Source organism: Corynebacterium sp. PCR 32 (assembly GCF_037464985.1).
GTDB lineage: Bacteria > Actinomycetota > Actinomycetes > Mycobacteriales > Mycobacteriaceae > Corynebacterium > Corynebacterium kroppenstedtii_D.
In genome coordinates this window covers 224,701-248,601 of sequence record NZ_JBAHVL010000002.1, presented here as the reverse complement: position 1 = coordinate 248,601, position 23,901 = coordinate 224,701, and the positions used below count along the sequence as shown (strand labels likewise).

At 54.1% G+C, this 23,901-nt stretch carries 20 protein-coding genes, 1 tRNA gene, 1 other RNA gene and 1 pseudogene; 7 read left to right on the top strand and 16 right to left on the bottom strand.

From position 1 onward, the window contains the following. A pseudogene (locus tag V5S80_RS05090) lies at positions 1 to 579 on the bottom strand (hypothetical protein); the annotation flags it as partial. 1 nt (position 580) lies between these two features. After that, complete coding sequence (locus tag V5S80_RS05085) at positions 581 to 1,180, bottom strand: hypothetical protein (protein WP_395169675.1); 600 nt, start codon at positions 1,178 to 1,180, stop codon at positions 581 to 583. A gap of 548 nt (positions 1,181 to 1,728) precedes the next feature. On the opposite strand from V5S80_RS05085, the gene V5S80_RS05080 reads away from it, so the two are divergent. Continuing rightward, entirely contained in the window at positions 1,729 to 2,202 is a 474-nt protein-coding gene (locus V5S80_RS05080; protein WP_395169674.1) for a class I SAM-dependent methyltransferase, read from the top strand. Positions 2,203 to 2,328: 126 nt separating this feature from the next. Here V5S80_RS05080 and V5S80_RS05075 read toward each other — a convergent pair whose 3' ends face one another. From V5S80_RS05075 to glnA, 6 genes are all read right to left on the bottom strand, one after another. After that, positions 2,329 to 3,108 (bottom strand): hypothetical protein, encoded by a 780-nt coding sequence (locus V5S80_RS05075; protein WP_395169673.1) that lies wholly within the window; start codon positions 3,106 to 3,108, stop codon positions 2,329 to 2,331. A 227-nt stretch (positions 3,109 to 3,335) separates the two neighbouring features. Further along, positions 3,336 to 4,847, bottom strand: coding sequence for a threonine synthase (gene thrC, locus V5S80_RS05070; protein WP_395169672.1), 1,512 nt, complete (start codon positions 4,845 to 4,847; stop codon positions 3,336 to 3,338). Positions 4,848 to 4,953: 106 nt separating this feature from the next. Beyond that, a complete protein-coding gene (locus tag V5S80_RS05065; RefSeq protein WP_395169671.1) occupies positions 4,954 to 6,711 on the bottom strand; it encodes a pyruvate dehydrogenase in 1,758 nt (585 codons plus the stop codon). A gap of 323 nt (positions 6,712 to 7,034) precedes the next feature. Beyond that, positions 7,035 to 7,613, bottom strand: coding sequence for a GtrA family protein (locus tag V5S80_RS05060; RefSeq protein WP_395169670.1), 579 nt, complete (start codon positions 7,611 to 7,613; stop codon positions 7,035 to 7,037). Positions 7,614 to 7,795: 182 nt separating this feature from the next. Continuing rightward, complete coding sequence (locus tag V5S80_RS05055; protein WP_395169669.1) at positions 7,796 to 11,167, bottom strand: bifunctional [glutamine synthetase] adenylyltransferase/[glutamine synthetase]-adenylyl-L-tyrosine phosphorylase; 3,372 nt, start codon at positions 11,165 to 11,167, stop codon at positions 7,796 to 7,798. A 35-nt stretch (positions 11,168 to 11,202) separates the two neighbouring features. Then, a complete protein-coding gene (gene glnA / locus V5S80_RS05050; protein WP_395169668.1) occupies positions 11,203 to 12,540 on the bottom strand; it encodes a type I glutamate--ammonia ligase in 1,338 nt (445 codons plus the stop codon). 155 nt (positions 12,541 to 12,695) lie between these two features. On the opposite strand from glnA, the gene panB reads away from it, so the two are divergent. After that, positions 12,696 to 13,541 (top strand): 3-methyl-2-oxobutanoate hydroxymethyltransferase, encoded by an 846-nt coding sequence (gene panB, locus V5S80_RS05045; protein WP_395169667.1) that lies wholly within the window; start codon positions 12,696 to 12,698, stop codon positions 13,539 to 13,541. 80 nt (positions 13,542 to 13,621) lie between these two features. Further along, positions 13,622 to 14,338 (top strand): CYTH domain-containing protein, encoded by a 717-nt coding sequence (locus V5S80_RS05040; RefSeq protein WP_395169666.1) that lies wholly within the window; start codon positions 13,622 to 13,624, stop codon positions 14,336 to 14,338. A gap of 39 nt (positions 14,339 to 14,377) precedes the next feature. Here V5S80_RS05040 and V5S80_RS05035 read toward each other — a convergent pair whose 3' ends face one another. From V5S80_RS05035 to V5S80_RS05015, 5 genes are all read right to left on the bottom strand, one after another. Next, positions 14,378 to 14,566, bottom strand: a complete 189-nt coding sequence (locus V5S80_RS05035; RefSeq protein WP_395169665.1) for a hypothetical protein — start codon at positions 14,564 to 14,566, stop codon at positions 14,378 to 14,380. A 116-nt stretch (positions 14,567 to 14,682) separates the two neighbouring features. Beyond that, an RNA gene (gene rnpB / locus V5S80_RS05030) (RNase P RNA component class A) lies at positions 14,683 to 15,142 on the bottom strand. Positions 15,143 to 15,214: 72 nt separating this feature from the next. Further along, the gene (locus V5S80_RS05025) at positions 15,215 to 15,907 is read right to left on the bottom strand and encodes a histidine phosphatase family protein (RefSeq protein ID WP_395169664.1); all 693 of its coding nucleotides are present in this window, start codon (positions 15,905 to 15,907) and stop codon (positions 15,215 to 15,217) included. Next, entirely contained in the window at positions 15,907 to 16,656 is a 750-nt protein-coding gene (locus V5S80_RS05020; RefSeq protein ID WP_395169663.1) for a zinc ribbon domain-containing protein, read from the bottom strand. The genes V5S80_RS05025 and V5S80_RS05020 overlap by 1 nt, the downstream gene beginning before the upstream one ends. 44 nt (positions 16,657 to 16,700) lie before the next feature. Continuing rightward, positions 16,701 to 17,882 (bottom strand): Nif3-like dinuclear metal center hexameric protein, encoded by a 1,182-nt coding sequence (locus V5S80_RS05015; RefSeq protein WP_395169662.1) that lies wholly within the window; start codon positions 17,880 to 17,882, stop codon positions 16,701 to 16,703. A 202-nt stretch (positions 17,883 to 18,084) separates the two neighbouring features. Between V5S80_RS05015 and V5S80_RS05010 the strand changes: the two genes are divergently transcribed. Then, entirely contained in the window at positions 18,085 to 18,582 is a 498-nt protein-coding gene (locus V5S80_RS05010; RefSeq protein WP_395169661.1) for a low molecular weight protein-tyrosine-phosphatase, read from the top strand. Between the two features lie 2 nt (positions 18,583 to 18,584). After that, positions 18,585 to 19,631 carry an SURF1 family protein gene (locus V5S80_RS05005; protein WP_395169660.1) on the top strand — a complete coding sequence of 349 codons (1,047 nt, stop codon included), beginning with the start codon at positions 18,585 to 18,587 and terminating at the stop codon, positions 19,629 to 19,631. Positions 19,632 to 19,640: 9 nt separating this feature from the next. On the opposite strand, the gene V5S80_RS05000 is transcribed toward V5S80_RS05005, so the two are convergent. After that, positions 19,641 to 19,713, bottom strand: a tRNA-Val gene (locus V5S80_RS05000). A 112-nt stretch (positions 19,714 to 19,825) separates the two neighbouring features. After that, positions 19,826 to 20,206: a DUF3052 domain-containing protein gene (locus V5S80_RS04995; RefSeq protein WP_395169696.1), complete on the bottom strand. Its 381-nt coding sequence runs from the start codon at positions 20,204 to 20,206 to the stop codon at positions 19,826 to 19,828. Positions 20,207 to 20,479: 273 nt separating this feature from the next. Here V5S80_RS04995 and aceE point away from each other — a divergent pair, with 273 nt between their 5' ends. Both aceE and V5S80_RS04985 read left to right on the top strand, forming a co-directional pair. After that, positions 20,480 to 23,200: a pyruvate dehydrogenase (acetyl-transferring), homodimeric type gene (gene aceE / locus V5S80_RS04990; protein ID WP_395169659.1), complete on the top strand. Its 2,721-nt coding sequence runs from the start codon at positions 20,480 to 20,482 to the stop codon at positions 23,198 to 23,200. A gap of 82 nt (positions 23,201 to 23,282) precedes the next feature. Then, positions 23,283 to 23,510, top strand: a complete 228-nt coding sequence (locus V5S80_RS04985) for an acyl carrier protein (RefSeq protein WP_395169658.1) — start codon at positions 23,283 to 23,285, stop codon at positions 23,508 to 23,510. On the opposite strand, the gene V5S80_RS04980 is transcribed toward V5S80_RS04985, so the two are convergent. After that, positions 23,474 to 23,803 (bottom strand): DUF3145 family protein, encoded by a 330-nt coding sequence (locus V5S80_RS04980; RefSeq protein WP_395169657.1) that lies wholly within the window; start codon positions 23,801 to 23,803, stop codon positions 23,474 to 23,476. The genes V5S80_RS04985 and V5S80_RS04980 overlap by 37 nt on opposite strands. Positions 23,804 to 23,901 lie beyond the last annotated feature (98 nt).

Below are 23,901 nucleotides of genomic sequence, written 5' to 3'. Positions count from 1 at the left end.
ACACTCCGCCGCCCCCACAGCCGCCTGCCCAGAATTAGCCTCAATACAGGCACGCGCACGACCCAACTCACCAACCAAATCATTAAGAGACCGGGACAACCGATGCCAAAACTCAGCAAGCTCATGGATATGCCCATCATTCCCAGCATCAAGTAGGGCAAGCACCGCTTCGGGATCATCACTATCACCATGGGCGGGGGCGATGAAATCAAACGGGTCAAAGGCCCCTGCCGGCGCCGGAGGAAAACTAAACGCTGCCGGCTCCACTGAACGCTGCCCGCAGAAAGCCGCCGCCGACGCATCATCCTGCCCCACGAACGCGCGCCGCATCGCTGCCGTGTTCTCACCAAGCCACCGCACGAGATGACGAAGCTCTTTAAGTGTGTGCGCGGCACTGCCGACCCCACCGTTAATCACGAGAGCATGCTGCCGCCCCAACTCCCGCAACCCAGGCTCCTCAGTAAACTCACCACCAAGCGACCTGACTACAGCCATTGGACGCCTGAAGCCATGATCTACATTGTTTTGTAGTATTTTGATGGCACGGTCGAGTTCACAGGGGTCGATAGTAATACTCATTTTATTTACTCACTTTCCCTAAAATCTCTCTGGCCCTTTCGCATAACTGCGCTTCAGATATTTTGTCATCTTCGCTTCCATATGAAGCTCCGATTCTTCCGATTGGAGTTTCTATATATGCGGTACATAATAGTGGCCACATGTTCATAACAACCTGATCAAACCGTCCTGGTGAATATTGTTTAAAGAGTTTCCCAGCGACATGCTTCCTCTCTCTTTTGTCAGTCCCGATCGTTCCTCCTTTAGAAAGATCTTGATTACTGTCATCTATCCAACAATCTTTTACAGTCGACGAATGGACATAGTTAGTTCCTTTGGTTTCGTATCCTCGTTTTTCCCAGTAGTGTGGTGGAAGGTCTTTACAAAGGTCGGCGTTTTCAAATTTGGGGTCGGAGTAGTCATAAGACCCGTCCGGGTTTTTCTTCGCCCGCACCGGGTACTTAGCAAGCAGCTCGGGCTGCTCCCACAGGGGCAGATCATCAGGACTCTGCGATGCACCCGCCCCCGTAGCAGACCCAGATGCTGAGGTGCTGTGTGCACTATCACCACCGCCATGGTGACACCCCGCCAACACACCCACCACCACAACGAGCGACAACATCTGGACGTAAACCCTCTGTAGCTGTGATATCCCCTGCGAACGCAGCAGAGGCACCCCCTGACAACACCAGCGATGACGTACCATCAGTCGCCGTTCACAATCTCCCATTTACCCGCCCCTCAATCTTCCTTGCACCCCTGGCCAAACATAAACCGACCTTTTTCCAATCTTAGCCACCTCACCACCATCCGCCCGTGGCAACAAAACTTTAACCCGGCTTTTACCCCCGGAATGACCCCAAACATCAGTTTGTAATTTGCATCTTTACAGCCGTCAGAGCTGCGATCGTCCATGCAGGTTCCTGCCCCCAACACCGTGCTGCACTATTGCGATAGGCTCTGATTAATCGTTGTACTATATCCAACTATCACGTGCTATCTCAATCTACATTCGAAGAAATTTCATGAAGAAACGGAGAAACAGCGTGGCACAGGCTGTTGGTCAGCAATACGCAAAACGTGCATCAGAATATATTTCCCAGCTAGGCTCGATGGGAAACATGAATCCCTGCGATATTGATCTGATTACTCGTTGGGGGACAAGTATCGATGGTCTCAATACTTGACGCAGGCTCAGGACCAGGCCACTGGACTCATCTACTCGGCGAACATGGTTGTGATACCACAGGTGTCGATATCACACCGGATTTCGTCAACTCTGCTCATGCTAGATTTCCTGATATACCCTTCACAGTCGGAGACCTCCTATCCGTACCATTCAAGAATGAAAGTGCCGACGGTGTGCTGGCATGGTATTCGCTTATTCATATGGAGTCCAGGCAACGAACAACCGCACTTCAGGAAATTAGGCGAATACTCACACCTCATGGCTCACTTCTGATTGGAGGGTTTCTAGGCGCACATGAGGAGCCGTTCAACCACGCGATTACCCGGGCGTTCTATTGGTCAGCTGAAGGTTTATCCTCCGATCTACAGGCAGAAGGATTTACGATACTTTCCAGACACCTTCGAAAGCACGACGGGCAACGCTCCCATCTCGCCATCGTCGCCCACAAGGAGTAAAGAACATCCGAAAATTCTGTCGTCAACACACGCCGCAATAACGACAAACTTCAAGAAAGATGTAAACAAGACCGTTCCCAATCATACGGAAGATAAATACGGTACCTTATCTTCACCAAGAGTATTTTAGGCACGGCGAGTTTCATCAATATCAAACATTTTCTTCATGTATTCCCAACCATCATCAGTTAGAAGTCTGTTAGGAAACTGAGATTTGTCCACCTTCTTCTCAACTCCATTTAAAAATCGCCGATACCCCCCTTCCCAACACTCCCTTTGGAAAGAATTAACAAGGGCGACCATCTCGTCGGCATTAACACAATTTCTCCACTCACGCCGGTGCCTTTTTTTACTTTTACGCAATTTACGCCCTTTTACCTTCTTCCCATCTTCATTAGGATTATACGAGTGATTAAATATAACTCTCAGCACATCTTCATCGTTTTCAAATCTATAATATATACAAATTAAAATAACAACGACGATTATAAAACAAATTATCACAAGATTGCATATGCTAATATGTTCCGAAAAAATATACATAGCTACATAAGGCGAAATGGCTAAAAGTGCATAGAGTATCCATCCGACAATGCTCCACAGCTTCAACGTGTATATATTTACCCGAATGGCCTGCAATCGCTTTTTCTCATTCCATAGACGTAGCAACATCAGCTCATCTTTAAGTGATGAATACCCCTTTCCCTGAGATAAAATTCCACGCGCGATCTCATCTATTTTTTCAGTTTTTCTTACAAATCCAAAAGGAATCAAAATTCCTAACAGTAATTTCCCCACAGGTGGAATTAATACAGGTATAGTAACCAGAAGCATTTCCTTCCATGACAATCCAGTAGGCGGATTGTCAATTGGCTCGGCCGCTAATACCATCGTGATTGAATTCAACCTAAAACCCCTTTCACAAACCCGCCACATCAATCTCCTTATAAGAAGATCCCACAAACTGAGCCAAGAGTAGCGTTATATATAATGAAAAATTTATCATTGTTTTTATGGTGAAACGGAAACGTCACCCCACTCAAAGACGCATGCTCGATAGCATCAACCCATCACAGGGACCAACCCCCACCCCTCGCGAGATAACATACCCCCACACAGAAGTAGATGGGCTCCTACCCTACCGTCGTCCCCGTGATTGATTCACGGATGAAATCTTTCACCGCGAACGCATCATTAGGAAGATCCGTCACATAGCGCCCACCATTCATAACGTCAGCGAAACGTTCCGGCATGTCAGGCTCCTCCCCTAAAGCCTCCCGCATCGTCTGAGCAAACTTCACCGGCAACGCAGTCTCCAAACACACAATTGGCGTATCCACGACATCTTTCTTCCCCCACGCCACCGTCACACCATCCGCCGTATGGGGATCAATATCCACACCAAACGCGTCATGAACCCGCCTAATCGTTGCCAACCGATCAGCATGCGTCGACGCCCCCGACAGGAAACCAAACACCCCGGCCACCGACGAAAACTCCGGAGAATCAGCCAGAGAAAAACCACCCTCACGAACCCGAACACCAAACAACTCCGCACAACGAGCACCATCACGACCGACAACATCGAAAATAAAACGCTCAAAATTCGACGCCCGAGAAATATCCATCGACGGACTCGACGTCGCCACCGTCTCACGCGCCGACCGCACCCGATACTCCCCCGTGCGGAAAAACTCATCCAACACATCATTCTCATTCGTCGCCACAATCAGACGATCAATCGGAAGGCCCATACTCCGCGCAATATGCCCCGCACACACATCACCAAAATTGCCCGTCGGGACACAAAAACTCACCCGACCACGATTCACAGCCGCCCCACCACCAGCACCACCAGCATCAACCGCCGAAACCCCACCACTACCCACTGCCGACGCATCCGTCACCCGAATCCAACACGCAACGTAATACACCACCTGCGCCATCAAACGCGCCCAGTTAATCGAATTCACCGCACCAATATGAAATTCCTCCTTAAACGCCACATCCGAAGAAATCTCCTTCACCACATCCTGACAGTCATCAAACACACCATCCAGCGCAATATTAAAAATATTCGGATCATCCAGGCTAAACATCTGAGCCTGCTGAAACGGCGTCATCCGCCCCCGCGGAGTCAACATAAACACACGAATCCCCCGACGCCCACGCATCGCATACTCCGCCGACGACCCCGTATCCCCCGACGTCGCACCAACAATATTCAGCGTGCCCGACCGCCGCACCAACTCATACTCAAACAACTCCCCCAACAACTGCATCGCCAAATCCTTAAACGCAGCCGTCGGCCCCCCAGACAAATGCCCAAGAAACAGCCCATCCCCCAACACACTCACCGGCACAACGTCAGGATCTGCAAACGCCGGCACACAATACGCCCGGCGCGTCATCCTCTCAAGATCATCACGGGGAATATCATCAACAAAAAACGACACAATCTCCGCTGCTAACGCAGGATACCCTCCATCATGCAAGATCGTCCTGAATCGAGATAAATCAGACGAGTCCCAGGAAGGATACGACTCCGGCACATACAAGCCCCCATCAGGAGCAAGTCCACGGAGCAAAATATCGGAAAACGCCACAGGCGACTGATGCGGATCACGGGTGGAGATGTACTTCACCCGCCCTAGCCTAGCCGACTGCGGCGTCAAAAACGGGCCAGTTGACGAATGACAAGCCCGGAGACCCTCATCACAACAACCCCCGCAGGCACCACCCGCGAACCGCCTACCCGATTCCCTTAAAACCAGACGGCCGAGGGATGTTACGCAAATTCGAGCTGGCAATATTGATCATCTTGCCAACGCCACCCTCCAACACTGTCCGCACAGCAGCCTTCGTAAAGCCACTGACCTGCTCCAACGAAATCTCCGGGGGAATCGACAATGCATTCGGATCCGTCTGAACGTCCACCAACACCGGCCCCGGATGAGCAAGCGCCTCCTTCAACACAGGGCGAACATCCTTCGGATCCTCCACACGGTACGACTTTATACCAACGGCGCGCGCAATATCCGCGTAATTGAACTGCGCGTGGTCAGTACCAAAATCCGGGATACCCTGAACCATCATCTCAAGCTTGACCATGCCCAGAGTCGAATTATTGAACACCACCATCTTCACAGGCAACTGGTGCAACTGCACCGTCAACAACTCACCCAAAAGCATCGACAGCCCACCATCGCCCGACATCGAAATGACCTGCCGCTTCCGATCCGCAGCCTGCGCACCAATAGCCTGCGGCAACGCATTCGCCATCGTCCCATGCCGATATGACGCCAACAAACGACGGTTCGGCGCAGCCATAATGTACCGCGCCTGCCACACATTGCACATGCCCGTATCCGCCGTGAAAATCGCGTTATCGTCAGCCACATCATCCAAGGTGTACGCCAAGTACTCCGGATGAATCGGCGTATGCTTCGACACATTCTTCGTATACGCAGAGATCACTTGATCCAAATTCCGATGCTGCTTCTTCAACATCGCATCAAGGAAACTACGATCCGTCTTCTCATTCACCAACGGCAACAAAGCAGCCATGGTGGACTTCACGTCACCCACAACCGGGTACTCAACGTGAGTCCGCCGACCAATATGTGCACCATTGATATCAATCTGCGCCGTCGGCGTCGCAGGTAAGAAATCGGTATACGGGAAATCCGTTCCCACCAAGATCAACAGATCTGCATTATCAAACGCCGCTGTACACGCACCATAGCCCAACAAGCCAGACATACCGACATCAAACGGGTTGTCATAGTGCAACACTTCTTTACCGGCATACGAGTGGCCCACTGGCGATTTAATCTTCTCCGCCACGGCGAAAAGCTCGTCCCGCGCCCCCGCACAGCCAATACCACCAAAAATAGTGACCTTATCAGCCCTATTAATGGCATCGGCAAGATCACGAAGCTGCTTCCGGCTGGGATGAACCTCCCCATTATCAACAGAAAATGTACCGTCTAACGACGGTGTCTCAACAGCCTCATGCATAGCAATATCGCCAGGGAAAGAAACCACCGATACCCCGCGGCCAGCCAACGTCGACTGAATAGCAGCGTGAATAACCCGCCCCGCCTGTGCAGCGGAGTTTACCAACTCGCAGTACCCCGAGCACTCCTGAAAAAGCTTCTCCGGGTGGGTCTCCTGAAAGAACCCAGAACCAATCTCCTTCGACGGAATCTGACTAGCAAGAGCCAGCACCTTTCCGCCATTACGATGAGCATCGTAAAGACCCTGGATCATGTGCGTATTCCCCGGCCCACACGAACCCGCACACACCGAGAGCTCCCCCGTAACGACAGAGTGCGCCCCAGCTGCGAAAGCCGCAGACTCCTCGTTATAACAGTGAACCCACTCAATCGAACTGTGCCGAATAGCATCCACTATTGGGTTAAGGCTATCCCCCACCAACCCAAACACCCTGCTCACACCCTGCTTTTCCAGGGTATCTACCAGCTGTTCTGCAACATTACGCGCCATTAATTACCTTTCTCGGGTGCTAAAAATTGTCGGGGCCCGCACATTCCCGGTCTTTCAACAAGGGAAATACCACAAGGCCTGCCTAGGCACCCGTCGTAATACCGTGTTACTCCCCTTTCAACGCAGAGAGCAACGCACGACGCACGTTCACAGGTGGCCCTATGAGATATATCCACTAGTGTGGCTGAATGTTACCTACTGACCTGCACAAATAGTACCGAAGTGAGACCTACCTAACACAGCCACCACTAATGTGACATTCACCGAGACCGGCCACAACAGGCACACGGAGGCAACACCCCCGCCCCTACGCCATACCAGACTTACCGCTCAACCACCGACGCATCCATCTCCGACACCCGCGACCCACGCACCGCCTTAAACGTCCACAACTTATTAACAATGAAATTCACCGGCATCGCCACAACAATGCCAATCAAATTGGCCCAATACAACTGATTACGCAAACCAGAAGAACTATCAAAAATCCGCGGAGACAGCTCCAGCGGAGACGTCGGATTCATCAACAACGTCATCACAACCTGAGAGACCACCCAACTCAACAAACCAACCGCAAAAAACGCCAAGAACTCACGCAACCAATGACCATGCCCATGCGACTTAAACGTCCACCACCGATTAATCTGAAAATTCCACGTATTCGCCACAACAAAAGCAATCGTCGCAAAAATGTGATACCACCGCAGGTTAAAACGAGTACCCAAAATATTCATCACAGTGTCATGAGGAGTCACATCCAACCCCCAGCCAAAGAGCTTATTCGCGACCACCAACACCGCCATGTTCACGATCACCCCAGAACCACCAACCAGACCAAACTTCACAAACTGGATTAGCGTGTTCCCATACCGAGAAATCACGATCGATGATCGGTCACCCACATTAACTCCGTACTGTTTCCCTTGGTGGCATTCACACTCATGCCCTATTCTCTCCGGCCAAGCCCGACCAGACATGGATACTCTAACGAATCCACACCAACTGTCGACAACTCCACGCCGTAACCACGCCCTCCACCACAACCACTCAGCCGCACCATGACTGAAAACACCCCCACCACACATCACCCACGCAAAGGATCATCATCACCCCAAAACACACGGTCAATCACCTTCCTAGCCTGGCGAGTAACCTTCAAATAATGATCCAAAAACTCCTGATAATGCCCCGGATTCCACCCCGCAGCACCAGCAGTATGAGCTAACGCCGGCCCCGGTTCAGGAAGCTGATCCGTCCGCTTCCCCCGCACCAACACCAGGGCATTTCTCGCTCTGGTTGCCGTTTGCCACGCAGTCCGCAACGTATCGCAATCCTCAGCCGGAAGAATCCCGACACTCTCAATCGCCCGCAGTGATTCCATCGTCGACGTATTGTGAAGCTCCACATGATCATGTGCATGCTGAAGCGTCAACAACTGAACAGTCCATTCAATATCAGTCAATGCACCACGCCCCAACTTCGTATGCGTATTACGATTAGCCCCACGCGGAAGCCTCTCCTCATCCACACGAGCCTTCATCCGCCGCACCTCCCTCACCGTCGCATCACTCACACCGCCTTCCGGATACCGAAACCTGTCGATCATATGAAGAAAACGACGGCCCAAATCCTCATCCCCAGCAATCCACGTAGCACGAAGAAGCGCCTGCACCTCCCACGTCTCACCCCACCGCTCGTAATACGCACGGTAGGAATTGAGAGTCCGCACCGTCGGGCCACTGCGCCCCTCCGGCCGAAGATCAAGATCCACATCTAGCTTCGGATCCTGAGACGGCTTCGCCAATCTCCGCCGCACAGCATCCCCAATAGCAATAGCCCACGCCACCGCCTCCGACTCACTGATATCACCCTGAGCTGGCTCACACACAAACAAAACATCAGCATCCGAACCATAACCAAGCTCACCACCACCGAGCCGCCCCATGCCGATCACCGTCATCGTCGCCGGAATAGGTTGCCCAGGATGCCCCTCCGTCCAACCATGAATCTCGGCATACAGAGCAGCTTCCAACACAGCACCCCACACCAACGACAAACTACGACACACAGCATCCAACGGCATCATCCCCAGCACATCAGCACAGGCGATACGAGCCAACTCTTTACGACGTAACGACCGAGCAGCAGCAATTGCCCTATCAGGATCTTTATAACGACCCGCAGTCGCAACAAGCGACCGCGTCACCGTCGAGGCACTAACCCCCGTCACCTTTGGACCATCGGCCCCATCGCCAAGAAGCTTCACAACATTCGGCGCAGACAAAATAAGCCCCGTCGCATACGGCGACGTCCCCAAAATATGCATCAGACGACGGCCCACAATACCTTCATCACGAAGCATGCGAAGAAACCACGTATCCCGATACAGCACATCGGACAAACGGCGATACGCCAACAACCCGGCATCCGGATCAGAAGTACCCCCCAACCACTCCATCAACGTCGGAAGAAGCATCGCTTGAATACGATCCTTACGCGTATTCCCCGACGCCAACGCCCTCAAATGCTCATACGCGCGCTCCGGAAATTGATAGCCCAACACCGCCAACTGCCGACGCGCCGCCTCCGGCGACAAACGCGCAGTATCGTCATCAATACGAACAACCGCATTCAACAAGGGACGGAAAAACAGCTTGTTATGCAAACTATGGATTTGACGCGACGCCCGACCAATAAGCTTCACCAACGACTCAAAACTAGTCAACGACGACGTCGGACCAACCCCACTCGCGCGCGCCAACCACCGAAGCCCCACATGATCATCACGCTCAGGAAGCATGTGAGTACGCTTCATTCGCTGCAACTGAAGCCGATGCTCCAACAACCGCATAAATTCATAACACGCGATCAACTGAGCCCCATCATCACGACCAACATACCCACCCTCCATCAACGCTTGAAGAGCACTAACAGTTGACCGAACCCGCAAATGGGGATCAATACGCCCATGCACCATCTGAAGCATCTGCACAGCAAATTCAACATCCCGCAAGCCCCCCACACCGAGCTTGAGCTCTCGATCTTGCTGTTCCTTAGGAATATTCTCAATCACTCGCCGCCGCATATGCCGCGTATCATCAACAAACGAATCACGCTGCGACGCCTGCCACACATGACGCTGTATCGCCTGAACATACGCCTGCCCCAACCCCATCGATCCCGTCATAGGACGGGCCTTAAGCTGCGCCTGAAACTCCCATGTCTCCGCCCACCGCTCGTAATAACTCAAATAACTCTCTACAGTGCGAACAAGAGCACCACTCTTACCTTCTGGGCGGAGAGCAGCATCAACCTCAAAAAAACACCGCGAACCCACCTTAATGAATTCACTCGCTACCCGCGTTGTCGTCGCCTCGGCATCCCCGCCCACAAAAATAACATCAACATCGGAAATATAATTGAGCTCCCGCGCACCACACTTCCCCATAGCAATGACCGCAAGCTCAAGATCAACATCACACTCCCCCGGATACACCGTCGCAACAGCGACAGAAAGAGCAGCAGTGAGCGCCGCATCAGCAAGGTCAGATAACGCTGCCGACACCTCCACAAAACCTATCGGGTGAGCCATAGCCCGTTTCTCGTTCACCGATGCCACCGCCCTCCCCTTGCTCTCCTCAGCCCACGGATGCATCACAACACTGCTCCCCCACGATGACCCATGCCCACCGGTTCCCCGCACGGAACGCCCCCGACTCGACGAATGGTTATCTGATGAATACGGCCCACCCATGGGCATCGTGCTCGCCAAATCTGCAGCAGCAATACGCATGAGCAGCGTACGATACGCATACTTCAATCGCGAACACGCATCAGTTCCCGTCACCCCGGCGCGATACATCCCAGCTTTCGCCACACGCGGATCAACAGACCCTTCCCGGACAGAACCCTCACCACCATGCGCAACAGGTCGTCCGACGGTGCGAGAATGGGGAACCTGGCTGACGAACGACTCGTGATCATGGCCGGCGGACAGTGATTCCGCCACAGGGTCCGCGTCGACTGATGACAACATCGCTGCCATCATTTCTTCCCTATGCGGAACGGGTTCAGCAAAATAGGTCCACAGGTGAGGATGAGCCACCAAGTGGTCACCTAGAGCTGCTGATCCCCCCACCAGTGCAAGCACCCGTGCACGGACAACCTCATTACTCCGCATGGCATCAAGAAACGCAGTGGCATCCTTTGACCCCGGGCCTAGACTTTCATTCAGCCGATACAGAGTATTTAACGCCAAACCCGGGTCTCCGACACTGGCCAGCAGATACAACAGGCCAACGGATTCCTCATTGTTCCATCCGAGTTTCTCAATATCAGACGCAGCATGTGGACTAGTCAAACCCAATGCAGAGGCAGATGGTACTACGGATCGTGTTCCGCGCGCCGCGCGAAGTCGTGGTTCTGGTGGCCTGTGTGGTGTCGGAAAGAAAGTCATGGAAATTCAGGGTCTCGTGTCCTCGCCAACCTCACTTAATAATCCAGAGTTGTATCCAATTCCCATGGGGTGACCTGGCTTTGGTACTCATGCCATTCCCGCCACTTATTGCGAAGAAAGAACTCGAAGACATGCTCACCAAGAGTCTCCGCAACCAGCTCCGAACGCTCCATTTCACGCAGCGCCGCTTCCAACGACGTCGGGAGATCTCGATACCCCAGCGCACGACGTTCCCGACGAGTCAACGACGAAATATCATCTTCCGCCTGCGGAGGTAAGTCGTAGCCTTCCCGCACACCTTTAAGCCCAGCAGACAAAAGCACAGCAAACGCTAAATACGGGTTGCACGCACAATCTGGGCTTCGAACCTCAACGCGCCGTGATGACGCCTTCGTCGACGTGTATCGGGGCACACGAACCAACGCGGAACGGTTTGACAGCCCCCACGTTGCTGACGTTGGCGCCTCATCACCAAAAACAACACGCTTATAAGAATTGACCCACTGATTGGTAACCGCAGAAATCTCATTCGCATGCTCCAAGATGCCAGCAACAAACGAACGAGCGGTGGCCGACAAGTTGAACTCATCATCAGGATCATGGAACGCATTCGTGTCCCCCTCAAACAGGGACATGTGAGTATGCATCGCCGATCCTGCCCTCCGCGCAAAAGGTTTCGGCATAAACGTGGCCCGGACACCACTTCGCAACGCAACCTGCTTAATGAGGTAGCGGAACGTCATAATGTTGTCCGCCATCGACAAAACATCATCGTAACGCAGATCAATTTCCTGCTGCCCCGGCGCGTTTTCATGGTGAGAAAACTCCACGGAAATCCCCATCGACTCCAATGCAGTGATGGCATCACGCCGGAAACCCGGAGCTTCGTCATGAACGGCTTGGTCGAAATACCCGCCATTATCCGTTGGGATCGGTTCCTTCCCCTCCGTCATGAGGCTCCTCACGAGAAAGAACTCAATTTCTGGATGCACATAGCAGGTGAATCCATCATCGGACGCCCTCCCCAATTGCCGGCGAAGAACTTGGCGAGGATCAGCATACGACGGTTGCCCATCAGGCAAAGTAATGTCGCAAAACATCCGCGCCGAATTCAGCTGACCGTCATGCGGGAATGGCAACATCTGGAATGTCGAAGGATCCGGACGAGCAATAGTGTCCGACTCCGATACACGCGAAAACCCTTCGATGGCCGAACCATCAAATCCGATCCCCTCAGCAAACGCACCTTCAAGTTCAGCCGGGGCAACGGCCACAGACTTCAAATACCCCTGCACATCGGTAAACCACAGGCGTACAAAACGGATATCACGTTCGTCAAGGGTCCGGAGGACGAATTCCTGTTGCCGATTCATAACCTACAGCGTAGACGGTGGTAGTCACGAGAGGTGGTGTTAGCCAAAGATGGCGTGTGAACTCACTATGCGTGGACTATCGTCAGCGACGATAGCTCGTCGGTTAGTGTGAGCACACGATAGAGATAATTCACTCGAATGAAAGGGTACCTCCCATGTCTGTCCACCCCGAACCCCCTCACACCTCGCAGCCATCGCGTCGAAAAACGCGCATCCATCACCTGACCGAATGGAAGAAAAACAACACGCGGTGGCCCATGCTCACCGCCTACGACTACACAACTGCTCGCATTTTTGACGACGCCGACATCCCCGTCCTCCTGATCGGCGATTCAGCAGCAAACGTTGTCTACGGCTATCCGTCGACAACAGCCATCACGATGGACGAACTCATCCCACTCGCTGCTGCTGTTGTCCGTGGCGCACCCCACGCTCTCGTCATAGCCGATCTTCCCTTCGGAGCCTATGAACAGTCGGATGACCACGCTGTCGCTAATGCAGTGCGCATGATTCAAGGCTCCGGCGTTGATATGGTGAAAATTGAGGGAGGCGAGCGAATGGCACCCCGCATTCGCGCCCTGACCCAGGCAGGGATCGCCGTCATGGCGCACATCGGCTTCACACCCCAATCGGTGTCCTCACTCGGTGGTTTCCGAGTACAGGGCCGTGGCGATGGCGCCGAACAACTCACACGCGACGCCCACGCTGTACATGAAGCCGGCGCAGCAGCCGTGCTCTTGGAGATGGTGCCCGCAAACATTGCCACAGACATCACACAAGAACTCCCCATCCCTACCGTCGGAATCGGAGCAGGACCCGGAACCGACGCACAAGTCCTCGTGTGGCAAGACATGGCTGCAGCCCCAGCAGGCCGCCGCACCCCCTCGTTCGTCGAGCACTTCGGCCACGTTGGACAAGAACTATACGACGCTGCCACACGATTCCGACAACACGTCGCTGACAACACATTTCCCGGCACCAAGCATTCTTTTACCGAGTAGCGTCATAATACCGATCTGGCTCCGGCGATGAATGAAGCCGCACCTCCCCGGGGCCATGCGATCCACCTACACTGAACATCATGGATTCTTCTGATCAGGTGGAAGTCGAAGTCAAGTTTGCCGTCGACGCCAGCACGCCAATACCCAACTTTTCATCAGTAGGGGGTGTTGTCAGCGTGGGAACTGAACGATATTTTTCTCTCTCAGCAACGTACTACGACACGCCAGACCTCCAGTTGACCAGGAAGAAAATCACCCTACGGCGTCGCCGAGGAGGACCTGATGAAGGATGGCATCTCAAACTCCCTGGTCAACATGGTCGTCGTGAAGTTCATGCCCCACTCGACGCCGGCGAGTTCTCCAATCCTCACCAGGTATACCCGCCCCACACACTCATCGACGTACTCACCAAGGATATTCCAACCGTTGCATCAACCACCACATTTATTGCCATTGCTCAGGTAGACAATGAACGCCACATCACAGACATCATGGTGAACTATCATGAGGCAACGCCTGCAACGCACCATAACGACGCACACCAAACGACCACCTCAGACGTACACAAAGGAGCCGAATTTTGCGATGACCACGTCACATCACGTGGACTTCTCCCCGGCGGAGTCACCCACCACTGGCGTGAATGGGAAATTGAACTCAGCTCCACCCTTGCACAACGTCAACACGCTAACAATCTCCTCGATCGGCTGTCTCAGCACACCACAGCTGCCGGCGCACGCATATCTACCAGCCCATCCAAGTTAGTGATGGCTATGGGCGACACCATGCCCAGCTAAATCCGCATTCCACCAGGGATAAGACCGGTGACCACACTGCTAGTCGTCGCCCCACTGGCCATCAGCATCATCAGCCTCTTTGTTGCGAGCCTGAGCACGGTCAAGGGCATGCTCAGCGTCCTCTTTAGAGTCATACGGCCCCATTCGGCCCTGCCACCCCAGCTTCTTCCCCTGCGATACTTCCTTAGTTTCCGCATTGAAATACCACTTCTGTTTATCGTCAGCCATGATGGTGAACCTCTCTCCATGTCCTGATGACAGCCGCACTCTCACCTACAACAACCACCATAGAACACCACCAGCCTCAGGCTGTGCGTATTCTCTAGACGCGCATATGAAGTTGGCGAATGAGCCGGCCTATAAGCCGGATTTTGTCTACCACGCGGGTCTCCCCGTACGTGCGAGGTAATCATCTATCTGGGTCTACCATCACTGGCAGCCTCACGCGGCTTACCCGCGGACTCAGGCGAGCAGCCCTCCACCATCCGCGCCGGCGCACCACACAGGCGGTGCGCCATCATGCCTTGCTCCCGGAAGGGTTTACCTAGCCATCACAGTCACCTGCAATGCTGGTGCGCTCTTACCGCACCCTTTCACCCTTACCTCCAGATGACAATCACCAGGAGGCGGTTTACTTTCTGTTGCACTTGCCCTCAGGTTGCCCTGGGTTGCCGTTAACAACATCCGTGCTCTACGGAGTCCGGACTTTCCTCGACGACGGTCTGCACAGCATCACCGACGATCCTGCATGCAGAAACCCTGGTGTGCCGCCGATACCGCCCCCGCGATTACCCGGCCGACTCAATCGCGAGCCCTCATTTTACCCCATCCCACAAGCCCACACTAACGTGATCTACCGGTGCCCAGACACCCATTTTAGTTGGGTTCACCAAGAAGGTGCGCGGTTGAATTAATAGCATGTACACAGACTCGCCCATCGCTATAAAAATCCACAATGCTGATTGCCGACGTGTCAAGATGCAACCGAATGAAGAACTGAGGTTCAGCACATAACGCACGGCGAAGAATTGATTTAATCGGCGTCACATGACTGACGAGCACAATGTTCTTACCCCAGTGCTGCCCAACGACATAGCTCAACGCATCGTGAACACGGTGGTCGACCTCCTGGACACTTTCACCGCCCGGGACCGCCACGGTCCAATCCTGAAACCACTGTTCATGGACCCGTGAAAACTGCTCACGAACATCCTCAAATGTCCGTCCATCCCACTGGCCAAAATCAAGCTCAATGAGATCATCAACTACATCGACAGATAATCCCTCAGGCCCCACGCCCCCAGAACCGCTATCGACAGCTGAAAGTTCCTCGTTGACGTCGTCCAATGTTTGTCGACACCGCAAGGCCGGTGATGTCACAGCCGCTGTGACATTGAGATGTCGCAACCACTGACCTGCACGATGCGCTTGACGGTGCCCCTCGTCCGTCAGGGGAATATCGGCACGACCAGCGTAGCGCCCCTCGGCGGAATACAGAGTTTGCCCGTGGCGAAGCAACACCACACGACACCGCCGAGTCGTGGAGGACTCTGGTAACCAGGCAGCCATTACATAGTTCCTTCCAGTTCAGAAGTACAACGAATGAGGAACGTATTACATTCAGGGCAACGAACCAGTTCATCAGGTGGAGCTTGACGAAACGCCATTATCGTCGCATTATCCAACGCCATGTAGCATCCTTGGCATACTCGGTCGTCCAGCACCGCAACACCGATCCCATGATCGTCACGCTGGATGTCATAAGCCCCCACAAGATCGACGGGAAGGTCATCCTTGAGGCGCTGCGCTGCCCGGTGTTTGTCCTCTATCTGACCACGCACCACCATTTTTGCCTCATCGAGGGCGCGCTGGGCGGCAGCAATGGCATCGCCTGTGTCGATAGCATGTGACGCCCCATCCCGATTCTGTGTTTCCCTAAATTGCTGATCGCGCTGAACCTCAAGACCATCACGTTGCGACTCCAACCGCGCACGAATCCGCTGCGCGGCGGAAATATCATGCGTAAGGTCACGACGCTTATCACGGTCTAATGACACAGTGAGCCGTTGACGGTCGTCGGCTTCACGCCGACGAAGCTTGGCAATATCGCTATTAAGCTTGAACAACTCGGCATCCATCTCCGCCATGACAACTGACGCCGCCACCGTCTCAGAATGAACGACTGCCCGGTGCTGTAGTACCTCATCCAACCGCTGCTTTTCTGGAAGATTGACGGCCTGTGCTTCCAACACCTCAATATCATTGTCCAGGCGGGCTAGATCAAGAAGCTTGTGCTGGTTCCGTAGCGAGCATTTCATCTTGTCCTCCTCCAACGCGCCGGTTGAGATAAATACATGAGCGGCTACGGCAATGGGGTAACGCTCGTATCAAGTAAACCAGGAAAGCTACCTCTATGGGGAGTCATCTCATGCCGCTTCCTGGCGTGAATTGTCCACGGATCAGTACGAACGTCCAGTACTTCGGCACTCACATCGACATCGTCACGCATCATCGTGGCAACGGACCCACACCAGGGGAACTCGCTGGCCCAATGTGCCGTGTTGACCAATGCTGGCCCTCCCCGACGAAGGTGCTCATCAGCAGGGTGGTGTCGAAGATCCGATGTCACATACACATCAGCTCCTACCGCCCGCGCGCGGTCGAGGAAACTATCTCCTGCGCCCGAACATAAGGCAACGGTCTCAATTATGGCATCGGGATTGCCAGCTGCCCGGACACCTTCTACCGTGTCGGGCAACACATCCGCCACGTGTTGGGTGAAATCTGACAACGTCGTGGGCGCAATGAGCCGCCCTACGCGACCTATCCCTCCCATCACACCACTATGAGCTGTCACATACTCATATGCCGGCTCCTCATAGGGGTGTGCGTCAGCAATAGCGGCGACAATAGCCTCGTATTTATCTGATCGGGCGACAAACTCAACCCTTGTCTCCGCCACTTTTTCTACGTGTCCGATGCTTCCTATGGTTGGGTGGGCCCCGTCTTCTGGCAGAAATTGCCCCCGCCCTTCACACTCGAAGCTGCAGTGGGAATAGGCGCCCAACTGCCCTGCTCCAGCAGCGAATACCGCGTCTTTCACTGTGTCAGCATCACCGGTGGGGACCATGACACCCCACTTATGGAAGGTGGTTGTGATGGGGCTCAATGGTGTCGTATCGCTTACGCCAAGGAGGTCGGCCAACACGTCGTTGACACCCCCCTCGGCGGCATCAGCATTCGTGTGAGCCGCAAACAATGCACAGTCATTCTTAATCAGGCGGTGCACGAGCTGGCCTTTCGCATCATCTGCCGCCACGGAATGCGTTCCCCGGAGGAACAGTGGATGATGAACAATCAGCATCCCTGCTCCCTGCTCAATAGCCTTATCGACGACAGTGTCCGTAGCTTCTAACGCGATAGCGACATGAGACACCTGTGCAGAGGGATCCCCACATATGAGCCCCACACGATCCCACTCCTCCGCGAGATACGGAGGATACGCGACGTCCATTGCCTTGCGAATGTCAGCGACTGTAGCCATAGCTCTATTGTGGCACGACACCAAACATGACCGGGCCGGACCAGAGGTGTATCGGAACACGCGCATGATCCGGCAGCAATTACGGCACTGCGCTCACGACAGGAGCATGGCACCATTACGATAGATACGCGCATTCGTCACGGGCTCACCGACACCGTGCGTCATCCCTATTGAAGCCGATATCACCGCGGAAGGATCACCTGTGTCAGGTACCGAAACCTTAAAGATTGTGTTCGTATGCACGGGTAACATTTGTCGCTCGGCAATGGCTGACGTCATGGCGCGTGACGCCCTCGAGCGGGAGGGTCTCCTGAGCCATGTGTGCGTCACATCATGCGGCCTTGGTGGCTGGCATGTTGGACAGGGCGCTGACCACCGAACAATCGATACGCTCCGTGAACACGGGTTAGATGGAACGAACCACGAAGTCACGCAATACGGGCCCGAGTTTACCGACGCGCATTTGTTCGTCGTCATGGATGACGGGCATCGACGAGCTCTCCGAAATAGTGGCATCCCCTCACATAAGGTTCGGTTCCTGCGCTCCTTCGACCCCGCTGGTGGGCAGCATGAGCCGTTGAAGGATCCTTATTATGGAACCAAAGAGGACTTCACCGACGTCTATCACGAGATCGACGCTGCTCTCCCAGGACTAGTGTCGTGGGTACGAGGTGAATTAGAAGATCGATCGGACCGATAGCAATGGCTCAACGGGGTTGGCGAACATTCCTCAAACCGGGCTGGGTGGTGACTGCAACCCTCGTCATCGCATTCGCCTATGTTGCTTTCACTATTCTGGCGCCATGGCAATTGGGGAAAAATTCTCGCACTCAGGCGACGAATCACCGCTTGAAGGAAGCCTTCCACGCCACACCGGTTCCCTTGTCTAACGTTGTCACCACGACCTCGTCGGCACCCCATGGCATCATCGAGGACCCCGACGAGTGGAAACGGGTTCGTCTACAAGGAACATTCCTTACCGACGAGCAACTCATATTAAGAAATCGTCCCGTTAATTCCAGCCCTTCGTACCAAATTCTCACCCCGTTCCGCACTACCGACGGCGCTGTGATCATGGTGAACCGAGGTTATCTCCGGCCCGAATCAGGGACCCGAATCCCATCGGTGTCGCCACCTCCCGCCGACACGGTGACTGTCCAAGGATATGCCCGTTTGGATGAACCCTCCCCCGAACAGCCCAAAACCGTTCATGACGACGGGCACACGGAAATCACCAATCTCTCATCGTCGTGGTACGAGCAGGAGATCCCTGGCGAGAATTTTGTTCAGGGGTACATTCAACTCGAGGATGAACAACCCGGGGCCCTCAATGCCATTCCGCTGCCACAGCTTGATTCTGGCCCCTACCTGTCTTATGGGATCCAGTGGATTACGTTCGGGATCTTGGCGCCGATCGGGCTTGGCTATTTTGCCTGGGCTGAGATTCGGGAACGCAGAAAGTGGCGTGAAGAAAACCATCACGACGGCGGTCTAAGCGACGAGGACATCACACATGGTAATGAGGCTGGCGCCAGTAGGAGACTTGATCGTGAAGAAGACAACCAGCCAGTCAAGAACATTGACGAGCTGCGCGTAGGCAGTGAAGTATCTAGCCGCAACGACGAGCCCCAGCCGGGATCACAGACGAATCCCACGCAACACCATGATCTCTATGAAGACCGATACGGTGGGACGAAACGTAGAAACGCATTTGCACAACTTTTCACCAAAGATGAAGAGCGCTTCTGAGAAAAATTGTGCGCCCTGACGGGTTCGAACCGCCGACCTGCTGGGTGTAAACCAGCTGCTCTTCCAGCTGAGCTAAAGGCGCAAGGTGACCTTCATGTGGTAAGGCCGTAGACAAAGCTAGCACACGGTATACCTAATCGGGAAAACCGCAGAAAAATCCCCTCAACATTCTCGCGAATGCAGACAAGAAATAGCTAGCTTCGACGAGCTCCGCGTTGAACCAAACAGGAGCCTTGCCAATCCCCCAACCGAATGGCAGAGGTTTGAACCAGACCAGCCAGTTGCGCATTTTCGGCGATATCCCCCGGAGGAACAGTTCCTACCTGGCCAGCACCCGGGGTAACGAGCCAAATATGGCCATCCTCCGCCAGCGCACGAGTGGCATCCACGAGGCCATCAACAAGATCGCCATCGTCGTCCCTCCACCACAACAACACAACATCGACTATTTCATCAGTGTCAGGATCATCCAAGAGAGGTTCACCAATGACATCTTCGAGCGATTCACTCACTGCGGAGTCGCAGTCATCGTCCCACCCGAGTTCCAGGATGATATTTCCTTTTGTCACGCCCATGCGATCAGCAAAATCTTTGTCGCGCGTGGCCGCATCGCACACGGTTTGGTGCCTCCTTGAAGATATGGATCGGATTACTAGCGAGGTTACCGTCTTTACGAGAAATAATCTCATTGACTCCCCCAGAAAAGGCCCCAGACTCACACCCCTGCCGCCGACAATGTTGACCACCCCACCCAAATTGACGGATTTCTCCTGGAGAGAAGGTCCCTGCGTAGAATCGACTCCGATTAACGATTGACCCCCCTTCCAAGAGCACAGGAGTAAACGTCGATGACTGATGTATCACCCGACTCATCGCGGGACAGCAATTTCCCCCTCATCCGCGATGGTGTCGCCTCCTACCTCAATGACAGCGATCCCGAAGAGACCAACGAGTGGCTTGACTCACTTGACGGAATGCTAGATAACGCCGATAGTGAACGTGCCCGTTACATCATGTTGCGCATGATTGAGCGAGCCACCGCGAAGCGTGTTCCCCTTCCTTCGCTGACATCGACGGACTATGTGAACACCATTCCGACGACGATGGAGCCAGATTTTCCCGGCGACGAAGAAATCGAGAAACGGTACCGTCGATGGATCCGTTGGAATGCCGCGATCATGGTTCACCGTGCCCAGCGTCCAGAAATTGGAGTGGGCGGACACATCTCAACCTACGCCGGCGCCGCCCCCCTGTATGAAGTGGGATTCAATCATTTCTTCAAGGGTAAAGATCATCCCGGTGGTGGTGACCACATCTTTTTCCAAGGACACGCCTCCCCCGGGATGTATGCTCGCGCGTTTCTTGAAGGGCGTTTAACCGAGGACGACATGGACGGCTTCCGCCAGGAAGTCTCCCGCAATAACGGTGGCCTCCCGTCCTACCCACACCCACACGGAATGCCCGACTTCTGGGAGTTCCCCACGGTGTCGATGGGCCTTGGCCCCATGGAAGCAATCTACCAAGCACGCTTCAACCGTTACCTTCATAACCGTGGTATCAAGGACACCTCTCAACAGCATGTATGGGCATTCCTCGGCGACGGTGAAATGGATGAACCCGAATCACGCGGCCTTCTCCAAGTCGCAGCACTCAACAATCTGGACAATCTCACCTTTGTGGTGAACTGTAACCTACAGCGCCTTGATGGCCCCGTCCGCGGCAACACACAGATCGTCCAGGAATTAGAAGCCTTCTTCCGCGGCGCTGGATGGTCTGTCATCAAAGTTGTCTGGGGACGTGAATGGGACCACCTCTTCGCCGCAGACAAAGAGGGCGCCCTTGTCGACCTCATGAACAACACTCACGACGGCGACTACCAGACATTCAAGGCTAATAACGGCGCATATATCCGTGAGCACTTCTTCGGCCGCGATCCCCGCACCGCGAAGCTCGTCGAAAACATGACAGACGACGACATCTGGCATCTTCGCCGTGGCGGCCACGACTACCGCAAGATTTACGCCGCCTACCAGAGAGCATTGGCAACGAAAGACCGCCCAACCGTCATTCTTGCCCACACCATCAAGGGCTACGGCCTGGGCCACAACTTCGAGGGACGCAATGCAACCCACCAGATGAAGAAGTTGACATTGGATGACCTCAAACTCTTCCGCACGAAACAGGGAATCCCCATTTCAGACGAAGAACTGGAGAAGAATCCGAAACTTCCCCCGTACTACAACCCCGGTCCTGATTCCCCAGAAATCAAGTACATGCTGGAGCGCCGGAAAGAACTCGGCGGGTTCCTACCTGAACGACGAGGAACATTCACTCCTCTCACAGTTCCTGGAGTAGACAAACTCACGCAGATGCGTAAAGACTCCGGCAAGCAAGACATCGCCACAACCATGGCTATTGTGCGCATCATGAAGGCGTTGATGCGCGATAAGGAAATCAAGCGTCGTGTCGTACCAATCATTCCTGACGAGGCTCGCACCTTCGGCTTGGATTCATGGTTCCCCACCAACAAGATCTATAACCCCCACGGGCAGCGGTACACCCCGGTTGACCATGACCTCATGTTGTCCTACACCGAAGCGACCGATGGTCAGATCATGCATGAGGGTATCAACGAAGCCGGATCTGTTGCCGAGTTCCAGGCAGCGGGTACAGCCTATGCCACTCATGGCGAGCCAATGATCCCCTTGTACATCTTCTACTCAATGTTTGGTTTCCAGCGCACCGCAGACTCCATCTGGGCCGCTGCTGACCAAATGACACGCGGATTCCTCATCGGTGCCACCGCCGGACGCACCACCCTCACCGGGGAAGGCCTCCAACACATGGATGGGCATAGCCTCACACTGGCAAGCACCAACCCGGCTGTCGTCTCCTATGACTGTGCTTTCTCCTACGAGCTTGCACACATCATCCCCCGCGGAATCGACCGCATGTACGGCACATGCCCCGGCGACAACGTCATCTACTACCTCACCTGCTACAACGAACCCATCCACCAACCGGCCGAACCCGAAAACCTTGACGTCGAGGGTGTCCACAAAGGTATCTATCGTTATCAGGATGGTAACGACGCCACCATTATGGCATCCGGAATTGGTATGCAAGCGGCCCTAAAAGCGCGGGACATTCTTGCGGATCAGTTCGACATCGATGCTGCAATCTACTCGGTAACATCATGGACGGAATTGGCTCGCGACGGTGCACGCCGCGACCGAGAACAGCTTCGCCACCCGGCGAAGGATGTAGCGCCCGCTTTCCTGGAAAAACAGCTAAGCGATGCCCACGCACCGTTCGTGGCTTCGTCAGACTTCGATACCACCATTGGCGAATCCATCCGCAAATGGGTACCGGGCGACTACACTGTGCTCGGCTGCGATGGCTTCGGTTTTTCAGATACTCGCGCTGCTGCCCGTCGGTACTTCAACACTGACGCAGAATCCATCGTTGTTGCCGTCTTGGCTGGCCTTGCCCGCGAGGGGAAGATCGATATGTCTATCGCGGATCACGCCGCGAAGGACTTCCACATCGACGATCCTACCAAGGCGTAACACCAGGCCGCACCCCACGCTAGATCACAAATCCCCGATATAGCGTGAGGTGCGGGCATCACAGCCTGGTAGCCTTTACCCTGTGGACGTTTTTCATGAGGTCAAAGACATTGTGGCAAAATATGGGCACATTGATCCGGACGACATCACACCTGATTCCACCGTCGACAGCCTTGGCATTGATTCACTGTCCCTCATCGACATTGGAGTGGGCATCGAAGAACACTGCGGGCGGCAGGTGAACCCGAAGGATATTGAATCGTTCACATCGATTCAAGACATGGTGACCTTCATGAGTACAGAATCATAAACTGTATCCTCACCGTCACGGGGCACCAACTCTGGGGCAGAATCCCACGGCTCACCCAGAGCGCTACGGATAGCAGCATCGAGTTCATCACGTGTCGTTGTTTCAGCAAGGATATGCCGGAGTCGGTGCTCCGTGAGAACCACGTTCCCGAGTTCATCGATGTCTGCAACATGAAGTCCGAGGCGTGGCGTATACCTCCACATATTTTTCCCGTATTCAATAACGCAAAAGGGCTCGCCAGTGCGCAGTAATTGACCCGCAAGGTCAGCCCCACCGTTGTTGACGTAGATCATCACCGTTCTCCTCAGAGTGTTACTAAGAAGCGCGGTGAGCTGGCTTCCCCTCCAGCTCCGACGGCTTGTTTCCCCCATACTCCGAGACACATTCCACG